Origin of the sequence: Brevibacterium sp. 91QC2O2 (assembly GCF_024580695.1) — a bacterium.
In the GTDB taxonomy this organism is placed as follows: domain Bacteria; phylum Actinomycetota; class Actinomycetes; order Actinomycetales; family Brevibacteriaceae; genus Brevibacterium; species Brevibacterium moorei.
Map to the genome: position 1 here is coordinate 239,669 of NZ_JANIJY010000002.1, position 17,311 is coordinate 256,979.

Sequence of the window (17,311 nt, forward strand, 5' to 3'; positions counted from 1 at the left end):
GCCACTGCAGGAGTCGGCAGTGGGAATCACGCTAGATGGTTATGGTTTAACAACCAATTCAAGCTTAGAATCTAACACATGAACACGCAGCGCGTAAGCGGAAGTGACCCAGCCGACGCCACGGGAGCAACGGGAGCTGGGACCGCCTCGGCCCCTCACGCAGAGTCGGCTGAGGACGCCTCTGCTCTGGTCGACATCGCCGAGGCCGTGCAGCACCTGGCGCGCAAACTCTCCGCCCGGGTGCCGGCCGACGACGGACTGGACCCGCTGACGCCCCTGGAGACCCTGGTGCTGCAGAGCATTCAGCGCAACCCGGGCATCGCGCCCTCGGCCCTGGCCCAGAATCTGCGGATCCAGCGCTCGAACACCTCGGTGGCCGTGCGCAGACTCGAAGAGCTGGGCCTGGTCGTGCGGGCCAGGGATCCGCAGGACGGCCGGAGGATCGGGCTGGAGCTGACGGACAAGGCGCGGACCAATCTGCGCCGCATCCAAGCAGCCTGGCAACACCTGCTGGGAACAGGTGAAGGCGCAGGTGCCGGACCCAGCCCCACCGACCTCCTGACCACCGCCCGCACCCTGCAAGCCCTGGATGCACACCTGGCCGAAACGCATGTTGTACCCCCAGTCCCATATCACCGCTGAGTTCAGGGGTGTTAAGGGACTGGGGGTACAAGATGCGGGGCCGTTACCCGCGCGCCGCGCGCCAGCGGGTGGCCACGCCGGCGGCCACCCGCCGCCAGCTGACGTCGCGGATGAAGATCGAGTCGATCGCGATCATCGCCAGGGAGAACCAGGGCAGACCCATGAGCACGCCGATGGCCACATGGAAGAACATGATGCCCGCCAATCCGACCAGCCGAGTGGGGCGCGAGAGCAGTGCCAGCAGGAAGGTCATCTGCAGGATGATCGAGCCCCAGGTCGCCGCCGCCACCGCGGGTCCCCAGGCGGTGGCCAGATCGGACAGCACCGGCCAGGTGCCGAACCGCGCGGTGTGTAGCGGGTTGTACACGGCATAGCCCTGCTGCCACGGCGCGCCCTCGGCCTTGTACAGGGCACCCGAGGCGTAGACGAAGGCCACCTGCAGGGTCAGCGCCACCAAGGTCAGATTGTGCAGAACCGTGCCGATCTGGTTTCCGGAACTCCCCTCGTCGCTCCAGGCGCGCCGCCAGGCGGGAACCCGGGAGCGGTCCGCGGCCTCGCGCGCCCGGCGCCGGGCATCGAGCGACCAGCGGGCGGCCGGGTCTGCGAAGAACAACAGGATCAGCGCGATGCGGAACATATTGTCACCCTGATCGCCGACCATATCGTTCATCTCGATGAAGCCGATCCACAGTACGAAGAAGATCGGGTGCACGATCCGGAAGCGCCAGCCCAGTACGAACAGCACGGCTAGAACCGTCAGGACCAGATACCAGAAGGTCAGCCAGAAGTCCGAGCCAGCAACATTGTGGAACAGACTGAACAGCCAGATCTTGGGGAAATCACTGACCGGCTGGCGCATTTCGCCGTTCCAGGCCGAGCCGGAGCCGAAGGTGTAGAGCCGGGTGTTCCAGTTCGTCGCCAGGATCCCCAGGGCCGTCAGGCCGAACAGGATACGGGTCACGGCCAGGCCGTACAGGGCCTTCTTACCGGTGAAGAGCCAATCCTCGACGAAGGCCACGATCCGGCCCACGGTCTCACGGAAGGCCCGCCAGAGTCCTGCGATCAGACTGCCGATGAAGGTCGCGATGGATGACAACAGGTTCACTTCGACATCCTCTCGTAGGCACGCACGAAGGTCTTGCGGAAGTTCTCGTCATTCTGTCCCTGCTCGACGACCGGTGCCCTCCAGCCGGGCAGCACCACCACGGGATCTGGCCGCTTGGCATCCGGATCGTGCCGCTTCTCGAAGGGCACCACGTTCTGCCGTGACACCCGGTACTGCACACGCTTGACGTCCTCGCCCCAGATCGCCCTGGCCACCTGCGTGGCATAGGCGGTGGAGCGGTGCTCCTGCGCGGCCAGTTCTGTGCGCTTGGCGGCCGGGGACTGGCGGGTGGATTTTCCACTGTCGGCCGCAGGGGCCGCGCCCGGTTTGGCTGCCAGCGCCGCCTCCAGCCCCACTTCCCAGTTCGAGGCGGTGAAGTCCCCGCGCACAATCGCCTTCTCCCTGTCCGTCAGCCCGTCGAAGGAATCCTTGTACGCCGAGGCCAGCTCATTGGACTGGATACCGGCCCGCGGCGGAGCCAGGTTGTAGCGGATCATGGAGATCTCCACGTCGGTGGCGCTGACCCAACCGGTGGTGGTGTCCTTGCCATCGGCGCCGGGGACGATCGCGCGGACGTTGAAGTGATAGTCGCCGTTGATCGGCTCGGGGGCGAAGACCGACCAGGACTGCCCGAAGAACGGCAGCATGTACTTGCTCAGCGTATTGCCAGGGACGACCTCGCGCGCGCTGGAGGAATAGGGGGCGATCCACAGGAAGGACGCCAGGATGTGCCAGGCCGTCAGAAGCACCGCGAGCCAGGCGACGATGCGGACCCAGGTCTTGCGGCGCGGGGCCGGGTCGCCGGGACCATCTGCCGCGGTCGCAGTCGCGGTTGCGACTGCGGTCGCAGTCGCAGTCGCTTCGGCCGTGTCATCTGCAGCCGCTGCAGTCTGGGCCCCGCTGGACTCACCGGGCCGAGCGGACTCCGGCTGTTCTGAGTTCACTGCGCTTCTCCTCAAGGACATGTGATGAACACTGGACGCCATCGGCTTGCACGTTACACGGCCCGGTGGCACCCCGGCGCGGACGCGGGACGCGGACCGGACGAGGGTCAGACGCAGGCCGGGTGAACTTCGCGCTCCGGGGCCCGGCATCCACTAGGTTAGACACCATGGTAGATAACGCCGCGGTCGTCGGCGCCGGGCCCAATGGCCTGGCAGCCGCCGTCACCCTGGCCCGCGCCGGGGTGCCGGTGACCGTCTTCGAAACCGCCGACACGATCGGCGGCGGCACCCGGACCAGGGAGCTCGTGGCACCGGGGGTGCTCCACGATGTGTGCTCGGCGATCCACCCGATGGCGCTGGCCACAGGATTCTTCCGCGCCTTCGAGCTGACCCGCCGGATGGACTTCGCGGTCCCCGTCGCCTCCTACGCCAATCCCCTGGACGATAGCCCGGGCCGAGCCGCGGCGCGCGGGGCGGGTCGGCCCGCCGCGATCGCCTACCGGGACCTCGGCCGCACGGTGGCGGAACTGGGCGTCGACGGCCCCTCCTACGCCCGCTATTACCGGCCCCTGCTGGAACATCTGGAAGAAGTGCTGGACTTCGGACTGGGCGGCTCGATGCTGCGGATCCCGGGCACCGGGCCCGGCCCCGCACACCTCCGCCTGCCCGGGACGGAGGGCTCGGACCCGAGCGTGGGCGGAGGGCTCGGCGCTGCTGCCGTGAACCTTGGGTCCGGCATCCGCGGGGCCGCGGCCGGAACCCTGGCGACCGGGCTGCGCACGCTCGAACAGGGCACCCACCTGTGGAACCTGCGCTTCGCCGAGGACGCGGCGCCGGCGCTGATCTCCGGAGTCGCGACCCACAGCATCGGGACCATGCCGTCCCTGGCCACCGCGGCCGTGGGCGTGATGCTCGGCGCACTGGGGCACGCGAGCGGCTGGCCGGTGCCCATCGGCGGCTCCCGCGCGATCACCGACGCCCTGGCCGCCGACCTGCTGGCCCACGGCGGGGTGATCGAGACCGGCCACCAGGTGACCGGATTGGACGAACTGGCCGGTTTCCACGTCAAGGTGTTCGACACCTCGGCCGCCGGGCTCGAGGCCATCGCCGGGGACGCGCTGCCGGCCGGCTACCGGCGCGCGCTGCGGCGCCAGCGCTTCGGCAACGGGGCGACGAAGGTCGACTTCGTGCTCGACGGGCCGATCCCCTGGGCCGATGAGCGGGTGCACCAGGCGCCCACGGTGCACCTGGGCGGCACCCGCGCCGAGGCCGCCACGGCCGAGCGCACCGTGGCCCGCGGCCGCCACCCGGGCCGGCCCTATGTGCTGCTGGCCCAGCCAACGGCCTTCGATCCGGGGCGCAATCCGGCCGGGGTGCACGCGGTATGGAGCTATACGCACGTGCCGGCCGGGTCCATGGTGGACGTGTCGCGGCAGGTGGTGGCGCAGATCGAGCGCTTCGCCCCCGGGTTCACCGACCGCATCGTGGACATGCGGGTGACGACCGCCGCCGAGCTCGAGGCCTATAACGAGAACTACGTGGGCGGGGACTTCAGCGCCGGTGCCGTGACCATGCGCCAACTGCTGGCCCGTCCGGTGCTCTCCGGGGACCCCTGGCGCATACCTGCCCGGGGTGGTGGCTTGGGCGCGAGTTCGGGCGCGGGTATCTACCTGGGATCCTCGGCCACGCCCCCGGGCCCCGGGGTGACGGGCCTGCCCGGTTGGTACGCGGCCCTGTCCGCGCTGGAGCACGACTACCACCTCCCCACCCCCCACCTCGGTCTCTGAGGGCGGGTGCGCGAGGATGGGTCCATGAGCGAGATCATCGATGCGGGAACCGGCTCGACCGGCGAGGTCCAGATCGACAATGAGAGGTTCCGCGCCACGCGCTGGACGATCGAACCGGGCGGGCACATCCCCATGCACCTGCACGAGTTCGACTACGTCGTGGTGCCCGTCAACGCCGCCACCATGCACGTCACCCAGGCCGACGGCACCGAACTGGACGCCGTGATGGAACCCGGCGTGAGCTACACGCGGACCGCCGGCCAGGAACACATGTGCGCGAACCCCGGCGGGCCGGGCGATCCGGACGTCGTCTTCGTCGAGGTCGAACGACTGAGCTGAAGAACCGAGCGGGACGGCTGAACGCGGCGGTGGACACCGACAAGACGCCTTGTTAGCGTGGATGGCGTTTCAGCACGCAGGACCCGTGCCACGGCCGGCTCCTGGCGATCGCCTGGACACGGTCGCCCCGCGTCGGCCCCGCCCGGGTTCGAACTCCACGACAGGAGGTTCGGACACAATGACATCGGCTTCACAGACCTCACCCGGTCCCCACAACCCAACAGGGCCCGCACCCGCGCCACCCACCGGACCCGATCCGGCCACGGTGCGCAAGGCGACTGCCGCCTCGGCCATCGGAAACGCCACGGAGTGGTTCGACTACAGCCTGTTCGCGGTGTCCGTCGCCTACATCACCCCGCACTTCTTCCCCGGGGCCTACGGCACCGTCCTGACCCTGTTGACCTTTGCATTCTCCTTCGTCGTCCGTCCCCTGGGCGGCGTGTTCTGGGGCCCGATGGGCGATAGGATCGGGCGGCGACACGTACTGTCGCTGACCATCCTGCTGATGGCCGGCTCCACCTTCTGCATCGGCCTGCTGCCGACCCACGACACGGTCGGCATCTGGGCGCCCATCCTGCTGGTCGTCCTGCGCATCGTCCAGGGCTTCTCCTCGGGCGGGGAATACGGGGGCGCCGCGACCTTCATGGCCGAATACGCCCCGAAGCGGCGCCGCGGCTTCTTCGGCAGTTTCCTGGAGTTCGGCACCCTGGCCGGGATGGCCCTGGGCTCGCTCATCGTGCTGCTCGGCGAGCTGACGATCGGCAACGAGGCGATGATGGCCTGGGGCTGGCGCGTGCCCTTCCTGCTGGCCGGTGTGCTGGGCCTGATCGGCCTGTACCTGCGGCTGCGCCTGGACGAATCACCGGTGTTCCAGGAGCTCACGGAGGCCGGCGCGGACGAGAAGGTCGGCGGAGTGTTCCGGATCCTGTTCACCCAGCACTGGCGGCAGCTGCTGATCCTGGCCGGAATGGTGGTGGCCGTCAACGTCGTCAACTACACCCTGCTGACCTATATGCCCACCTATCTGGAGAACCAGGTGGGGATGTCGACCCAGACCTCCCTGACGGTCATGTTCCTGGCCCAGGCGGCGATGATGGTCGTGATCCCCTTCGGCGGGAGGCTCTCCGACCGCGTCGGGCGCAAGCCGGTCTGGTACTTCTCGCTGATCGGGCTGTTCGTCTTCTCCGTGCCCATGTACCTGTTGATCGCGCAGGGCTTCTGGTTCGCACTGTTGGGCTTCGCGGTACTGGGGCTGCTCTACATCCCGCAGCTGTCGACGATCTCGGCGACCTTCCCCGCCATGTTCCCCGCGCAGGTCAGGTTCGCGGGCTTCGCGATCTCCTACAACGTGTCGACCGCGGTGTTCGGCGGCACCGCGCCGGCCGCCAACGACGCGTTGATCTCGGCCACGGGCAATCCCCTGGTCCCGGCCTTCTACATGATGGGCGCCTGCCTGATCGGGCTGGTGGCCACCGTCTTCATGAAGGAGACCACGGGGGCCTCGCTGCGCGGGACGCAACTGCCCGATGCGCAGCGCGAATAGCGCGGGAACACTCGATGTTCCACGTTCGCATCGAGTGGCCGGTTCATGCAGCGCTGCCGTGTGTCATGTCTCAGGACATCGGGGCCACGTGATGTCTCAACCAGGTGTGTCCATTGATGTCTCATGACTTCGTGTCCATCTCGGGTCGATGCGTGTATTTCGGATCGTTGAGGAATCCTCTGGGGCGTCCGTTTCCAACGTAGTGGGTCTGCGGGTCGGTGGGTTTGATGAATGACAGGATCTGCGTTCCCGCCTCGTCGTAGACGTGGACGTGGCGGAGGTTGTGCATGATGATGACCGTTGTGCCGATGTGGTCCTTGCCGATCCGGTAGCGGACGCGGTCGATGAGGATCGCTGCCGTTTTCGGGATGACTTTTCTCAGCTGGATCCAGTCGTCGGCGTCCATGGGTTCCGGTGGTGTGGGAGGGTCGGCGGTGGGGACTTCGGCGTGCCGTTCGGCCGGGGTGAGTCCTGCCAGGCCCTGGTGTCCGCGGTGGTGGTTGTATTCGGCGTCGAACGCGTCGACGTGTTCCTGGAGTGTGAAGAGGGCTTTGGCCGTTGGTCGGGCGGCGAGGTATTTCTGCAGGGTCTGGTGGGAGCGTTCGTTCTTCCCCTGTGTGGTGGGGTGGCCGGGTTTGCCGGTCATGCACGTCACTCCCAGGGATTGCAGGAATGTGGTGAGCTGTCCGATGCGTCCGCGGCGGGAGACGTTGAACGCGGTGCCGTTGTCGGAGAGGAAGCGTTGGGGTGTCCCGTAGCGGTCGATGGCGGTTTTGACCGTGGTCAGGGCTGCTTCGGAGGTTTCGCCTTCGGCGACGTGGGAGGCCAGGATCATGCGGGTGCAGTCGTCGATGATGACGATGATGCAGGCGTGGGTGCCGTCGGCGAGGGTGTGGTCCATCCCGTCGATTTGCCAGAGGTCGTTGAAGCGGGGCCAGACGAATCGGTGGTAGGAGGCTCTGGGGCGTTTCTTCGGGGCTGGTGTGATGACGCCGGAGCGGGTGAAGATTCGGGCGACGGTCGCGCGTGAGGGCAGGTCGGTGATGCCTTCGCGTTGCAATCGGTCGAGGACGGCCAGGGGTCCGTGGTCCCAGCCTTCTTTTTTCAGGTGTTCGCGTTTGGCCAGGAGCAGGTCGATGGTGGTTTGGTCGGTTGTGCCCGGTCGGGTTTTCGGTGCGCGTGAGGCGGGTTCGATGGTGGCGTTGATGCCGTGGGTTTTCGCGCGTGTTCTGATTTTTTTGAACCAGGATCGGGAGACGCCGTAGCGGGTGCAGAATTCCCCGATCGCGCCGTGTGGGGCGGGGTCGGGGAATTGTGCGACTTTCAGGCGGATGTTCGGGTCTTGTGTGGGCTTGTAGTCACGGGTCATGAGTCCACGTGACCATGGGTATGGTCATGATGTGGTGAGACATGGTGGTCATGATGTTGTGAGACATCTGTGGTCACGATGTCCCGAGACTTCACAGCAGCGCTGCCGTGCGTTCGACTGCATGAACCGGCCACTCGATGAGGCCCTCCGCCATCGAATGACCCCGGCGTAGAATGGAAGGCGGAAATCCGCGGGAGTCCCGCGAGTGCTGCGCACACAGCACATGCAGCACGCAGCAGGACTGAGAGGGCGAAAGCCGACCGCTATACCTGATACGGATCATGCCGTCGTAGGAAGGACGTTCATGCGCATCATCGTCGCAGGCGCCGGGGTCGTGGGCCTCAGCATCGCCTGGGAGCTTCTCAATCGCGGACACCAGGTCACCGTCTGCGACGCCACCCCCGGCAACGGCGCCTCGCACGCCGCGGCCGGAATGTTGGCACCGGCGGCCGAAATGGTCTGGGGCGAGGACGAACTCGCCCCCATCATGGCCCGCGCCGCCCGCCTCTACCCCGATTTCGAGGCCTCGGTCCGCCTGGCCTCGGGCATCGACGCACACCGCAAGACCGAGGGCACCCTGGTGATCGGCGCGGAACGCTCCGACGCCCAGCGGATCTGGGAACTCATCGAGGCCCAGCGCGCCGCCGGCAACCCCACCGAACGACTGACCGGCTCCCAGGCGCGCCGCCTGGAGCCCGCCCTGGGCCCGCGGATCGTGGGCGGGGTGAGCCATCCGGGCGACCACCAGATCGACCCGCGCACCTATGCGGTCGCGCTGCAGGCGGCACTGCTGGCCAAGGGCGCGACCTTCGTGCGCGCGAATGTGGCCCGCGTAGTCGAGGCCCCCGCCGGGGGTTCGGCCACCGCGATCCTCGACGACGGGGACACATCGCCGGCCGGCACAGCATCTGCCGGCGCGACAGCGTCCCCCGAAACGGCCCCGTCCTCCCCCGCGACCGGCTACATCCATCCGGCGGCCGAACACCGGATCGGCGCCGAGGGCACCCGCCTCGAGGCCGATGAGATCATCCTGGCCACCGCCGTGTGGCAGGTCCCCGGAGTCGAAGAGCTCAACGTCCGCCCGCAGCGCGGCGATGTGATCCGCGTGCGCATTCCCGCCGGCCACCCGCCGCTGGTCTCACGAGTGGTCCGCGGTCAGGTCGCAGGCCGGCCGATCTACCTGGTGCCGCGCTTCGACAACTCGCTGGTGATCGGCGCGACCACCCGCGAGGACGACCTCGAGGCACCCAGCACCGAGGGCGTCTGGCAGCTGCTCGACGACGCCCGCCGCATCGTGCCGGGCATCGTGGACACGACGATCGACGACGTGGTCGCGCGTTCGCGCCCCGGCACGCACGACGGCCTGCCGATCATCGGCCGGCTGGCGCCGGGCATCATCGCCTCGACCGGCTTCTCGCGCCACGGCATCCTGCTCAGCCCGTGGGGCGCGGCCGTCACCGCCGACGTCGCCGAGGCCGCGCTGCCCGATGGCGCCGGCACCCGGGCGCCGCTGACCCCGGAGGAGCTGGCCGCGAGCGCGACGAGTTCACTGTCGACGACGACCGGAGCCGAGGCCGCCGCGGCCCTGGCGGCCGACCCGCTGGCCACAGCGCCGCTGCAGGCTTCGGCGGCGGCGCCGCAGGCCGAGCCCCTGCAGGCGGCACCGACCCGGGCCTGAGCACCCCGCACACAATCAGAACCCTGACCTCACCGCACTATCGGAAAGGCCACTCATGAACACCGAAACACCTGATACGACGACATCCGACACGACGACCGACACCATCACCGTGAGCGTCGACGGGACGCCGCGCACCTTGGTGCAGGGCACCTCGGTCCGGGCACTCGTCGCCGAACTGCTGGGACAGGAGATCACAGCGGAGGGAACCGCCGCCTCGGGCAAGCGCCTGGGCGTGGCCGTGGCCGTCGACGGCCGGGTCGTGCCGCGGGGCAAATGGGACGGGCACGTGCTGGCCGCAGGCAGCGCGATCGAGGTCGTCACCGCCGCACAGGGCGGCTGAGGAGGAGACACCATGACATCAGCAGACACTTTCACCGATCCGCGCCCGCTCGTCATCGACGGGGTGCAGCTGGACTCGCGGCTCATCATGGGCACCGGCGGGGCGACGAGCCTGGCCAGCCTGGAGGATGCGCTGGTGGCCAGCGGCACGCAGCTGACCACCGTGGCGATGCGCCGGTATTCGGCCACGGGCACGGGCATCTTCGACCTGCTGGGCAAGCTGGACATCCGGCCCCTGCCCAATACCGCCGGCTGTTTCACCGCGCGCGATGCGGTGCTCACCGCGCAGCTGGCGCGCGAGGCGCTGGACACGAACTGGATCAAGCTCGAGGTCATCGCCGACGAGGAGACCCTGCTGCCGGATGCGATCGAACTGTTCGCCGCGGCCGAGGAGCTGGTGGCCGATGGCTTCACCGTGCTGGCCTATACGAACGACGACCCGGTGCTGGCCCGCCGCCTGGAGGACGCCGGGGTGGCCGCGGTGATGCCCGCCGGAGCGCCGATCGGCACGGGCCTGGGCATCCTCAACCCGCACAATATCGAGACGATCGTGGCGCGCGCGAACGTGCCCGTGGTCCTCGACGCCGGGGTCGGCACGGCCAGCGATGCCGCGCTGGCCATGGAGTTGGGCTGTGACGCGGTGCTGCTGGCCTCGGCGGTGACCCGCGCCCACGACCCGGCGCTGATGGGCCTGGCGATGGCGCGCGCCGTCGAGGGCGGGCGGGCCGCGCGGCTGGCCGGCCGGATCCCGCAGCGCTCCCTGGCCCTGGCCTCATCGCCGACCGAGGGCATGGTCGCCACCGGGCTCGAGGCCGCGATCTGATGGACGTGGATATGCGCGCCGGAGCAGGTGCCCTGCCGCCGCTGGTCGCGCAGGGGCCCGAGCTGAGCCCCGCCGATATCTCGCGTTTCGCCCGGCATCTGCCGCTGCCCCAGGTGGGCGTAACCGGGCAGCGCCGACTGCGCAATGCGCGGGTGCTGGTGATCGGCGCGGGCGGCCTGGGCTCTCCAGTACTGCAATACCTGGCGGCCGCCGGCGTCGGCACACTGACCGTGATCGACGCGGACACGGTGGAGGATTCGAACCTACAGCGCCAGGTCATCCACTCGACGCCCGCGATCGGCACACCCAAGGTCGATTCCGCCGCCGCCCGCCTGGCCGAGACCGCGCCTGGCACCCGGGTCAATGCGCTGCGCGAGCGGATCACCGCCGCCAATGCCGTGGACCTGTTCAACGGCCACGATCTGGTGGTCGACGGGGCGGACAATTTCGCCACCCGCTATGTCTGCAATGACGCCGCCGAACTCACGGGCACTCCCCTGGTGTGGGGCACGTTGTTCCAGTTCTCGGGCCAGGTCTCGACCTTCTGGCCGGGCCGCGGCCCCATGCTGCGCGACCTGTTCCCCGATGTGCCCGAGGCCGACTCCGTCCCCAGTTGCGCTCTGGGCGGGGTGTTCGGCGCACTGTGCGGCTGGGTCGGATCGCTCATGGCCACCGAGGCGATCAAGCTGATCTGCGGCATCGGCGATCCGCTGCTGGGCCGGCTGGCCCGTGTGGACGCGCTGGGCTCGCGGATGAGCGAACTGCACTTCGAGGCCGATCCCGACCGGCCGCCGGTCACCGCGATCGAGACCTTCGCCGATGTCTGTGCCCCCGACCCGGTGACCGAGGTCGATCCGGCGCAGCTGGGTTCGGCACGGCTGAACCAGGCCGGTCCCGTGACGCTGGTCGACGTGCGCGAGGACTGGGAGCGCGAGGTCATCGCCCACCCGAGCGCGCACGCCGTCCCGCTGGGCGAGATCGAGGCGCGCGGCTGGGAGGCCCTGGACGGGGTCCTCGCGCAGAGCACAGGCCCCGGCACCCTCGTGTTCATGTGCAAGACGGGTGTGCGCTCGGCGACCGCGGCGCGGCTCCTGGCCGCCGAGGCCACTCCAGTCGCCCACCCGGCCGTCGCCTCGCTGCGCGGCGGGATCCTGGCCTGGGCGGAACACGTGCACAACCCGATCCGGTACTGAGCCCGGCGAGGAACGGTATATCTCACCATTCAAGACATCTTGTACGGTGACTTATACCACTCTTTCGCTGCTTCTTTCCGTGATGCGCGTGTGTTTTCCCTGAGGTTTCGTCGATATACACCGTCATTCGTGGGTGTCGCGTCACATTCCGGTCCGCCGCCGGACGTAGCATTGACGTGTTCAACACACCACAAGGCCGTGCGCAAGCCCGGCTAGGGCCGCGCATGGGACCTGGAATAGGAGCCCCTCCGCATGAGCGCATCCACCACGGCTGCTCCCCACAGCAGCCCGGGCGATCACAAACCGCAGTCGAAGTTCAAAACCCTGATGGGCACCAGCGTGGGCAATGCGCTGGAATGGTACGACTGGAACGTCTACGCCAGCTTCGCCGTCTACTTCTCCACACAGGTCTTCGACAACAGCAATCCCCAGTCGGCCTTCCTCAACACCATGGCCGTCTTCGCCGTGGGCTTCGTGGCCCGCCCCTTCGGTGGCTTCGTCTTCGGCTGGCTGGGCGACCGCGTGGGCCGCAAGCACTCGCTGACCCTGGCCGTGATCGCCGCCTCCCTGGGCTCCCTGCTCATCGCCATCTGCCCGACCTACGACAAGTGGGGCTGGGGCGCCTCGGCGCTGCTGGTCTTCGCCCGCCTGCTGCAGGGCCTGGCCCACGGCGGCGAGCTGCCCAGCGCGCAGACCTACCTGGCGGAGCACTCCCCGCAGGACAAGCGCGGCCTGTTCGCCTCCTCGATCTACGTCACCGGCACCATCGGCCTGCTGGTCGGGCTGGCACTCGGCCTGATCCTGCAGAGCACGCTCGACGAGGCGCAGATGGACGCCTGGGGCTGGCGCATTCCCTTCGCCGTGGGCGCGGTGATGGGCCTGGGCGCCCTGTGGATCCGCTCCTCGATGGAGGAGTCCGAGGTCTTCGAAGAGCACCGCGCGGCCGTCAAGGATGCCGGTGAGAAGGAGAAGAACATCTTCGCCGAGGTCGGCCGCAACTGGCGCGTGGGCCTCAAGGTCATCGGCATGACCTGCGGTCTGACCGTCGCCTACTACATCTGGTCGGTGTCCATGGCATCAGTGGCGAAGTCGTCCTTCGGCTACACCGCCGACGATTCCTTCACCGCCTCGCTGATCGGCAATGTCGTCTTCATCGTGGTGCTGCCCGCCTGGGGCTTCCTGTCGGACAAGATCGGGCGCAAGCCCTCGATGCTCATCGCCCTGATCGGCACGGCCATCCTCTACATCCCGATGATGAAGCTGGTCATGAACGGCGGTCACATGTGGGAACTGGCCCTGGCGATCTCGCTGCAGCTGGTCCTGCTCGCGGGCTTCCTGTCCCACGCCCCGGCCACCTATTCGGAGATGTTCCCGACCTCGCAGCGCACCGCGGGCTTCGGCATCTACTACGCGATCGTGATCGCCGTGTTCGGCGGTACCGCCCCGTATGTGCTCACCGCCATGGGCTCGGATAAATTCGCCTGGTACTCGATCATCCTGTTGGTGGTCTCCGCCATCACCGTCCTGTTCCTGCCCGAGACCAAGGGCAAGGACCTTTCGACGCACAACACCCTGGAAGACGAGGCGGCGGACCGGGCATAGTCGGCTGATCCCGCCGGGATCCGTCCCGGCGGGATCAGCTCCGTCCCTCGATAACACGCGACAGCAGGCGCTTTGGTACGAACCCCCGCGTGGGTTTCGGACCAAAGCGCCTGCTGTTCTTGTGGGCACCGGCACCGGCCGCCGGGAGCCCCGGGGGCAGAAAGGTCTTGGGCGCCCCCGGAGGCCCTGAGACCCTGTGGCCCAAGACCTTGACAGGCGTCCAGAATCTCCGGGTGCTGTGAAGGTGCACGAACGGATCCACCATCAAGGGAGATAGTCATGAAGGCCGCCGGCCTATGCCACTCCGACGTCGGCATCCTCGAGGACCCCAAATGGATGGAGCTCATGAAGGTCCCTGCCATCCCCGGCCACGAGATCGCAGGCGTGGTCGACGCCGTCGGCGATCCGGACACCGGCTACTCGGTGGGCGACCGCGTCGCAGTGTGGCCGCTGGGCAATAAGGGCGACACCTACGGCTACGCCCGGCCCGGCGGCTGGGGAGAATACGTCGTGGCGGACAAAGAGGATGTCATCGCGATCCCCGACGAGGTGCCCTTCGACATGGCCGCCGCCGCAACCGACGCCGGCATGACCTCCTACGGCGCCATGATGGAGACCGGCGGCCTGCAGCCGGGCGAGAAGGTCGGCGTGATCGGCTTCGGCGGCCTGGGCCAGATCGGCGCCCGCGTCGCCCACCTGTCCGGTGGCGAACTCTACGTGGCCGAGGTCAACGAGGCCGTGTGGGACGCCGCCTACGCCGCCGGCGCCAAGAAGGTCGTCAAGGACATCACGGAGCTCAAGGATGTGGGCCTGACGCTCATCGTCGACTATGCGGGCTTCGGCACCACCACCGCCGGCGCGATCGAGACCCTGGCGCCGAACGGGCGCCTGGTGCAGGTCGGCATGGGCCGCCTCGAGGCCACGCTCAACATGTACCCGCTCATCACCAAGCGCCTGAAGCTGCTGGGCAACAATGGCGGTTCGCGCGATGCGATCGCCAATGTCATGAAGTTCATGGCCTCCGGCGACCTCAAGCCGGCCGTGGAGCACACGGACTTCGCCGGCATCCCCGAAGGGATCCAGCGGCTGCACGACGGCGGGGTGCGCGGGCGCCTCGTCGCCATGTACGAGGACTGAGCAGGCCTGCGGAACCGAACGAACGGGTTCCGAGGGCACACCGAGACCATCCCCACCGAATGAGCGGGCGCCCGCGTTTCCCACTCGATGATGCCGGGGGTCACCCAGTGGCCGGTTCATGTAGCTCTGCGCCTCAGAAACCGCATGAACCGGTCACTGGATGATTCGCCTGGGCATCGACTGTCCCCTCATGGTTAGAGTGAGCGCATGAGTGTCGAATCCCCCGCCTCCCCTCACACCGAGCTGCTCCTGCGCGCAGGCTTCACCCCGGTCGCCGTCACCGGCCTGCGCCGGCTGGGCCCGCGCGTCCTCGAACTCACCCTGGACCGACGCGAGCCCTTCTCCCCCGGTTCCCATATCGAGGTCGCCCTAGCTACTGAGCCCATCCCCGCCACAGGCCGGCGCGAGGCCGCGGGCACCACAGCGGTCCCGCTGATCCGCCACTACTCCCTGAGCTCGGATCCGACCGGGGCCACGCCCTGGACCATCGCGGTCCAGGACTCAACCGTGCAGGGCGACACCGCGCAACCGGCCGTCCCCTCCGGAAGCGCCGCCCCCAGCCTGTCGCATACCCTGCACACCATTGCGCAGCTGCGCGAGTTGTTCATCCGCGGCCCGCGCAATAACTTCCACTTCCGCACGGCGCGGCCCGCGTACTTCGTCGCAGGCGGCATCGGCATCACCCCGCTGCGCTCGATGCTGACCTTCGCCGCGGGCCTCGAACTGAACTGGCACCTGCTCTACGTGGGCCGCGGCGCAGGCTCCAGTGCCGGGGACTCCAGCGCTATGGACCCCCTGGCCTATGCCGGCGAACTCCTCACCGCCTTCGGCCCCGAGCACGTGACGATCTGGGACACAGCGAAGAGAGGGCGCCCCGATCTGGCCGCCGAGGCCGCAGCCTGGCTGGGCGGGCACCCACAGGCGCTCGTCTACACCTGTGGTCCCGCGGGATTCGCGGACGCGCTGCGGGCAGGGCTCGCGGCGCGCCCGGAGACCGCGCAGACGATCGTCGAATCCGAACTGTTCGATCCGGCAGCCGAGGGCCCGCAGGCCGTATCCGCAGGGGCAGGGTCAGGCGGCACCGTGCAGGGCGACGCCGCCGCACCGGCGTCCCAACCGGCCGTGCAGGGTGCCGTCGGCACTACGGGCGGTGGGGCCTCGGCGGGCGGAAATCTGCCCTTCACCGTTGAACTGGCCGATGGGCGCACCGTGCCGGTGGGAGAGGGCGAGTCGATCCTGCAGGCGCTGACCGGCGCGGGAGTGCGCGTGCTCTCGAGCTGTCAGCGCGGAACCTGCGGCACCTGCGAGACCCGCATCCTGGCCGGCCGTGCCGACCACCGTGACCATGTCCTCGACGCCGCGGAGCAGGAGGCGAACGAGACCATGATGATCTGCGTGTCCCGCAGCTGCGATCCGGTGCTGAAACTGGACCTATAGGAAACAGTCCTGCGCGCGGCCACCGGGCCCGCGCGCAGACCTCCCACTCACCCCAGATGCAGGCGCATGGGGGCGCTGGCATAGGAGCGCAGGGTCGTGTGGATGTAGGGCTCGGCCGGGGCCAGGGGCTCCAGGGAGGACACGCGGCGCAGGAACTCGGCGAAGAAGGAGTCCATCTCCATCCGGCTGATCGGTTGGCCCACGCACATGTGGATGCCCATGCCGAAGGTCAGATGGCCGGAGGCATCGCGCTCCATATCGAAGGAATCCGCGTCGTCGCCCCAGCGCGCGGGATCGCGGTTCGCAGCACCGGGGAAGACGATGAGCTTGGAGCCCGCGGGGATCGTCACCCCGCCGATCTCCACGTCCCGGCTGGTGGTGCGGAAGAAGGACTGGAAGGGCGAGTCGAAGCGGAAGCACTCGTCGATCGCGTACTTCATCAGCCCCGGGTCGGCGCGCAGCCGGGCGTACTGCGCGGGGTGGCGCGACAGGGCGACCAGGGTGTTGACGATCGCCAGCACCGTGGTGTCCAGGCCGGCGGAGAGCATCGCGCGCACCAACAGGGTCGCCTCCTCGTCGAGGATGTCCCCGGAGTCCGCGAACTCCCAGATCTGCGCGCCCATGCCCCCGGGCGCCAGGCGATCGCGAGCGCAGGCCTCCATCACCCATTCGACCACTCCGTCGGCGGCCTCGAAGTGTTCCCGGGCGACCTCGTTCATCGGCCCCATCCGGGAGAAGTTCATGGCGCCCTGCAGGATCAGCTTGGGGTCGCGGTCGGCCCGCGGGATGCCCACTGCATCGCCGAAGACGCGCAGGGTGAACCGTTTGGCCAGGTCGAACACGTCGAGGTCCACGGCGGCCGCGGCCTCTGCAGACCCCAGCACCTCGTCTAACAGTTCTCGCGCATAGGCGTCGAAGTCGGCGCGGCGGGCCCGCAGCCGGCCGGGGCTGATGACCGCCGACATGGCCTGGCGCATCCGGGTGTGGATGGGCGGGTCGACCTCCAGGATGCCCGGGCGCCAGAAGGCCGGGCGGTTGACCGCGTAGTTCGCCGGCCCCACCCCGGCCCCGGAGATGAAGGTCTGCCAGTCGTCGAGGATCGCGCGGACCTCGGCGTCGCGGCCGAAGGCGTAGACCCCGTAGCGCTCCAACCAGACCGCGGCTCCGGCCTCGCGCAGGCGGATCAGGAAGGGGTAGGGGTCTGCCAGGGTGGCGCGCGAATACGGGTCGTCGGGCAGGCTCGCATAGGCGTCGGCGGGCACGGGGGCGACGGCCTCCGGTTGGGCCGAGGCCTGGGACAGGAAGGCGGATTCGGCCGCTTGGGCGGTGGGTGCGGACTGCGGGGATGTGGTGCGGGATACACTCATATC

General features: G+C 68.6%; 15 protein-coding genes and 1 riboswitch. Of the genes, 11 read left to right on the forward strand and 4 right to left on the reverse strand.

All coding sequences use genetic code 11. The features are described from left to right. Window positions 1-78 precede the first annotated feature (78 nt). The gene (locus NQ036_RS03165) at window positions 79-642 is read left to right on the forward strand and encodes a MarR family winged helix-turn-helix transcriptional regulator (RefSeq protein ID WP_257048317.1); all 564 of its coding nucleotides are present in this window, start codon (window positions 79-81) and stop codon (window positions 640-642) included. A 43-nt stretch (window positions 643-685) separates the two neighbouring features. On the opposite strand, the gene NQ036_RS03170 is transcribed toward NQ036_RS03165, so the two are convergent. Beyond that, window positions 686-1,747, reverse strand: a complete 1,062-nt coding sequence (locus NQ036_RS03170; protein ID WP_257048316.1) for an HTTM domain-containing protein — start codon at window positions 1,745-1,747, stop codon at window positions 686-688. Further along, window positions 1,744-2,691, reverse strand: a complete 948-nt coding sequence (locus NQ036_RS03175; RefSeq protein WP_257048315.1) for a DUF5819 family protein — start codon at window positions 2,689-2,691, stop codon at window positions 1,744-1,746. Before NQ036_RS03175 ends, NQ036_RS03170 begins: the two co-directional genes overlap by 4 nt. A 167-nt stretch (window positions 2,692-2,858) precedes the next feature. On the opposite strand from NQ036_RS03175, the gene NQ036_RS03180 reads away from it, so the two are divergent. The 3 genes from NQ036_RS03180 (at window position 2,859) to NQ036_RS03190 (ending at window position 6,360) form a co-directional block, all read left to right on the forward strand. Then, window positions 2,859-4,478 carry an NAD(P)/FAD-dependent oxidoreductase gene (locus tag NQ036_RS03180; protein ID WP_257048313.1) on the forward strand — a complete coding sequence of 540 codons (1,620 nt, stop codon included), beginning with the start codon at window positions 2,859-2,861 and terminating at the stop codon, window positions 4,476-4,478. Window positions 4,479-4,502: 24 nt separating this feature from the next. Then, window positions 4,503-4,817 carry a cupin gene (locus NQ036_RS03185; RefSeq protein WP_257048311.1) on the forward strand — a complete coding sequence of 105 codons (315 nt, stop codon included), beginning with the start codon at window positions 4,503-4,505 and terminating at the stop codon, window positions 4,815-4,817. A gap of 178 nt (window positions 4,818-4,995) precedes the next feature. Beyond that, window positions 4,996-6,360 (forward strand): MFS transporter, encoded by a 1,365-nt coding sequence (locus NQ036_RS03190; protein ID WP_257048310.1) that lies wholly within the window; start codon window positions 4,996-4,998, stop codon window positions 6,358-6,360. 121 nt (window positions 6,361-6,481) lie between these two features. Here NQ036_RS03190 and NQ036_RS03195 read toward each other — a convergent pair whose 3' ends face one another. Then, window positions 6,482-7,729 (reverse strand): DDE-type integrase/transposase/recombinase, encoded by a 1,248-nt coding sequence (locus tag NQ036_RS03195; protein ID WP_257057068.1) that lies wholly within the window; start codon window positions 7,727-7,729, stop codon window positions 6,482-6,484. A gap of 180 nt (window positions 7,730-7,909) precedes the next feature. Beyond that, a riboswitch (TPP riboswitch) is annotated at window positions 7,910-8,042 on the forward strand. On the opposite strand from NQ036_RS03195, the gene NQ036_RS03200 reads away from it, so the two are divergent. The 7 genes from NQ036_RS03200 (at window position 8,034) to NQ036_RS03230 (ending at window position 15,941) form a co-directional block, all read left to right on the forward strand. Then, window positions 8,034-9,407 (forward strand): FAD-dependent oxidoreductase, encoded by a 1,374-nt coding sequence (locus NQ036_RS03200; protein ID WP_257049702.1) that lies wholly within the window; start codon window positions 8,034-8,036, stop codon window positions 9,405-9,407. Its footprint overlaps the riboswitch before it by 9 nt. A gap of 55 nt (window positions 9,408-9,462) precedes the next feature. Beyond that, window positions 9,463-9,750 carry a sulfur carrier protein ThiS gene (gene thiS / locus NQ036_RS03205; protein WP_257049704.1) on the forward strand — a complete coding sequence of 96 codons (288 nt, stop codon included), beginning with the start codon at window positions 9,463-9,465 and terminating at the stop codon, window positions 9,748-9,750. Window positions 9,751-9,762: 12 nt separating this feature from the next. Further along, the gene (locus NQ036_RS03210; protein WP_257049705.1) at window positions 9,763-10,572 is read left to right on the forward strand and encodes a thiazole synthase; all 810 of its coding nucleotides are present in this window, start codon (window positions 9,763-9,765) and stop codon (window positions 10,570-10,572) included. 11 nt (window positions 10,573-10,583) lie between these two features. Then, window positions 10,584-11,765, forward strand: coding sequence for a ThiF family adenylyltransferase (locus tag NQ036_RS03215; protein WP_257049707.1), 1,182 nt, complete (start codon window positions 10,584-10,586; stop codon window positions 11,763-11,765). Between the two features lie 252 nt (window positions 11,766-12,017). After that, window positions 12,018-13,367, forward strand: coding sequence for an MFS transporter (locus NQ036_RS03220; protein WP_257049709.1), 1,350 nt, complete (start codon window positions 12,018-12,020; stop codon window positions 13,365-13,367). A 279-nt stretch (window positions 13,368-13,646) separates the two neighbouring features. After that, complete coding sequence (locus tag NQ036_RS03225) at window positions 13,647-14,504, forward strand: zinc-binding dehydrogenase (protein ID WP_257057069.1); 858 nt, start codon at window positions 13,647-13,649, stop codon at window positions 14,502-14,504. Between the two features lie 207 nt (window positions 14,505-14,711). Next, complete coding sequence (locus tag NQ036_RS03230) at window positions 14,712-15,941, forward strand: 2Fe-2S iron-sulfur cluster-binding protein (protein WP_257057076.1); 1,230 nt, start codon at window positions 14,712-14,714, stop codon at window positions 15,939-15,941. 47 nt (window positions 15,942-15,988) lie between these two features. Here the strand turns inward: NQ036_RS03230 and NQ036_RS03235 are convergent, their stop codons facing one another. Beyond that, window positions 15,989-17,308 (reverse strand): cytochrome P450, encoded by a 1,320-nt coding sequence (locus tag NQ036_RS03235; protein ID WP_257057078.1) that lies wholly within the window; start codon window positions 17,306-17,308, stop codon window positions 15,989-15,991. Between the last annotated feature and the right edge of the window lie 3 nt (window positions 17,309-17,311).

Excerpts from the sequence above, each read along its gene's own strand:
- NQ036_RS03180 (WP_257048313.1), top strand. The coding sequence starts at position 2,859 with ATGGTAGATAACGCCGCGGTCGTCGGCGCCGGGCCCAATGGCCTGGCA.
- NQ036_RS03225 (WP_257057069.1), top strand. The coding sequence starts at position 13,647 with ATGAAGGCCGCCGGCCTATGCCACTCCGACGTCGGCATCCTCGAGGAC.
- NQ036_RS03165 (WP_257048317.1), top strand. The coding sequence starts at position 79 with ATGAACACGCAGCGCGTAAGCGGAAGTGACCCAGCCGACGCCACGGGA.
- NQ036_RS03200 (WP_257049702.1), top strand. The coding sequence starts at position 8,034 with ATGCGCATCATCGTCGCAGGCGCCGGGGTCGTGGGCCTCAGCATCGCC.
- NQ036_RS03230 (WP_257057076.1), top strand. The coding sequence starts at position 14,712 with ATGAGTGTCGAATCCCCCGCCTCCCCTCACACCGAGCTGCTCCTGCGC.
- NQ036_RS03210 (WP_257049705.1), top strand. The coding sequence starts at position 9,763 with ATGACATCAGCAGACACTTTCACCGATCCGCGCCCGCTCGTCATCGAC.
- thiS (WP_257049704.1), top strand. The coding sequence starts at position 9,463 with ATGAACACCGAAACACCTGATACGACGACATCCGACACGACGACCGAC.
- NQ036_RS03220 (WP_257049709.1), top strand. The coding sequence starts at position 12,018 with ATGAGCGCATCCACCACGGCTGCTCCCCACAGCAGCCCGGGCGATCAC.
- NQ036_RS03190 (WP_257048310.1), top strand. The coding sequence starts at position 4,996 with ATGACATCGGCTTCACAGACCTCACCCGGTCCCCACAACCCAACAGGG.
- NQ036_RS03235 (WP_257057078.1), bottom strand. The coding sequence starts at position 17,308 with ATGAGTGTATCCCGCACCACATCCCCGCAGTCCGCACCCACCGCCCAA.
- NQ036_RS03185 (WP_257048311.1), top strand. The coding sequence starts at position 4,503 with ATGAGCGAGATCATCGATGCGGGAACCGGCTCGACCGGCGAGGTCCAG.
- NQ036_RS03195 (WP_257057068.1), bottom strand. The coding sequence starts at position 7,729 with ATGACCCGTGACTACAAGCCCACACAAGACCCGAACATCCGCCTGAAA.
- NQ036_RS03215 (WP_257049707.1), top strand. The coding sequence starts at position 10,584 with ATGCGCGCCGGAGCAGGTGCCCTGCCGCCGCTGGTCGCGCAGGGGCCC.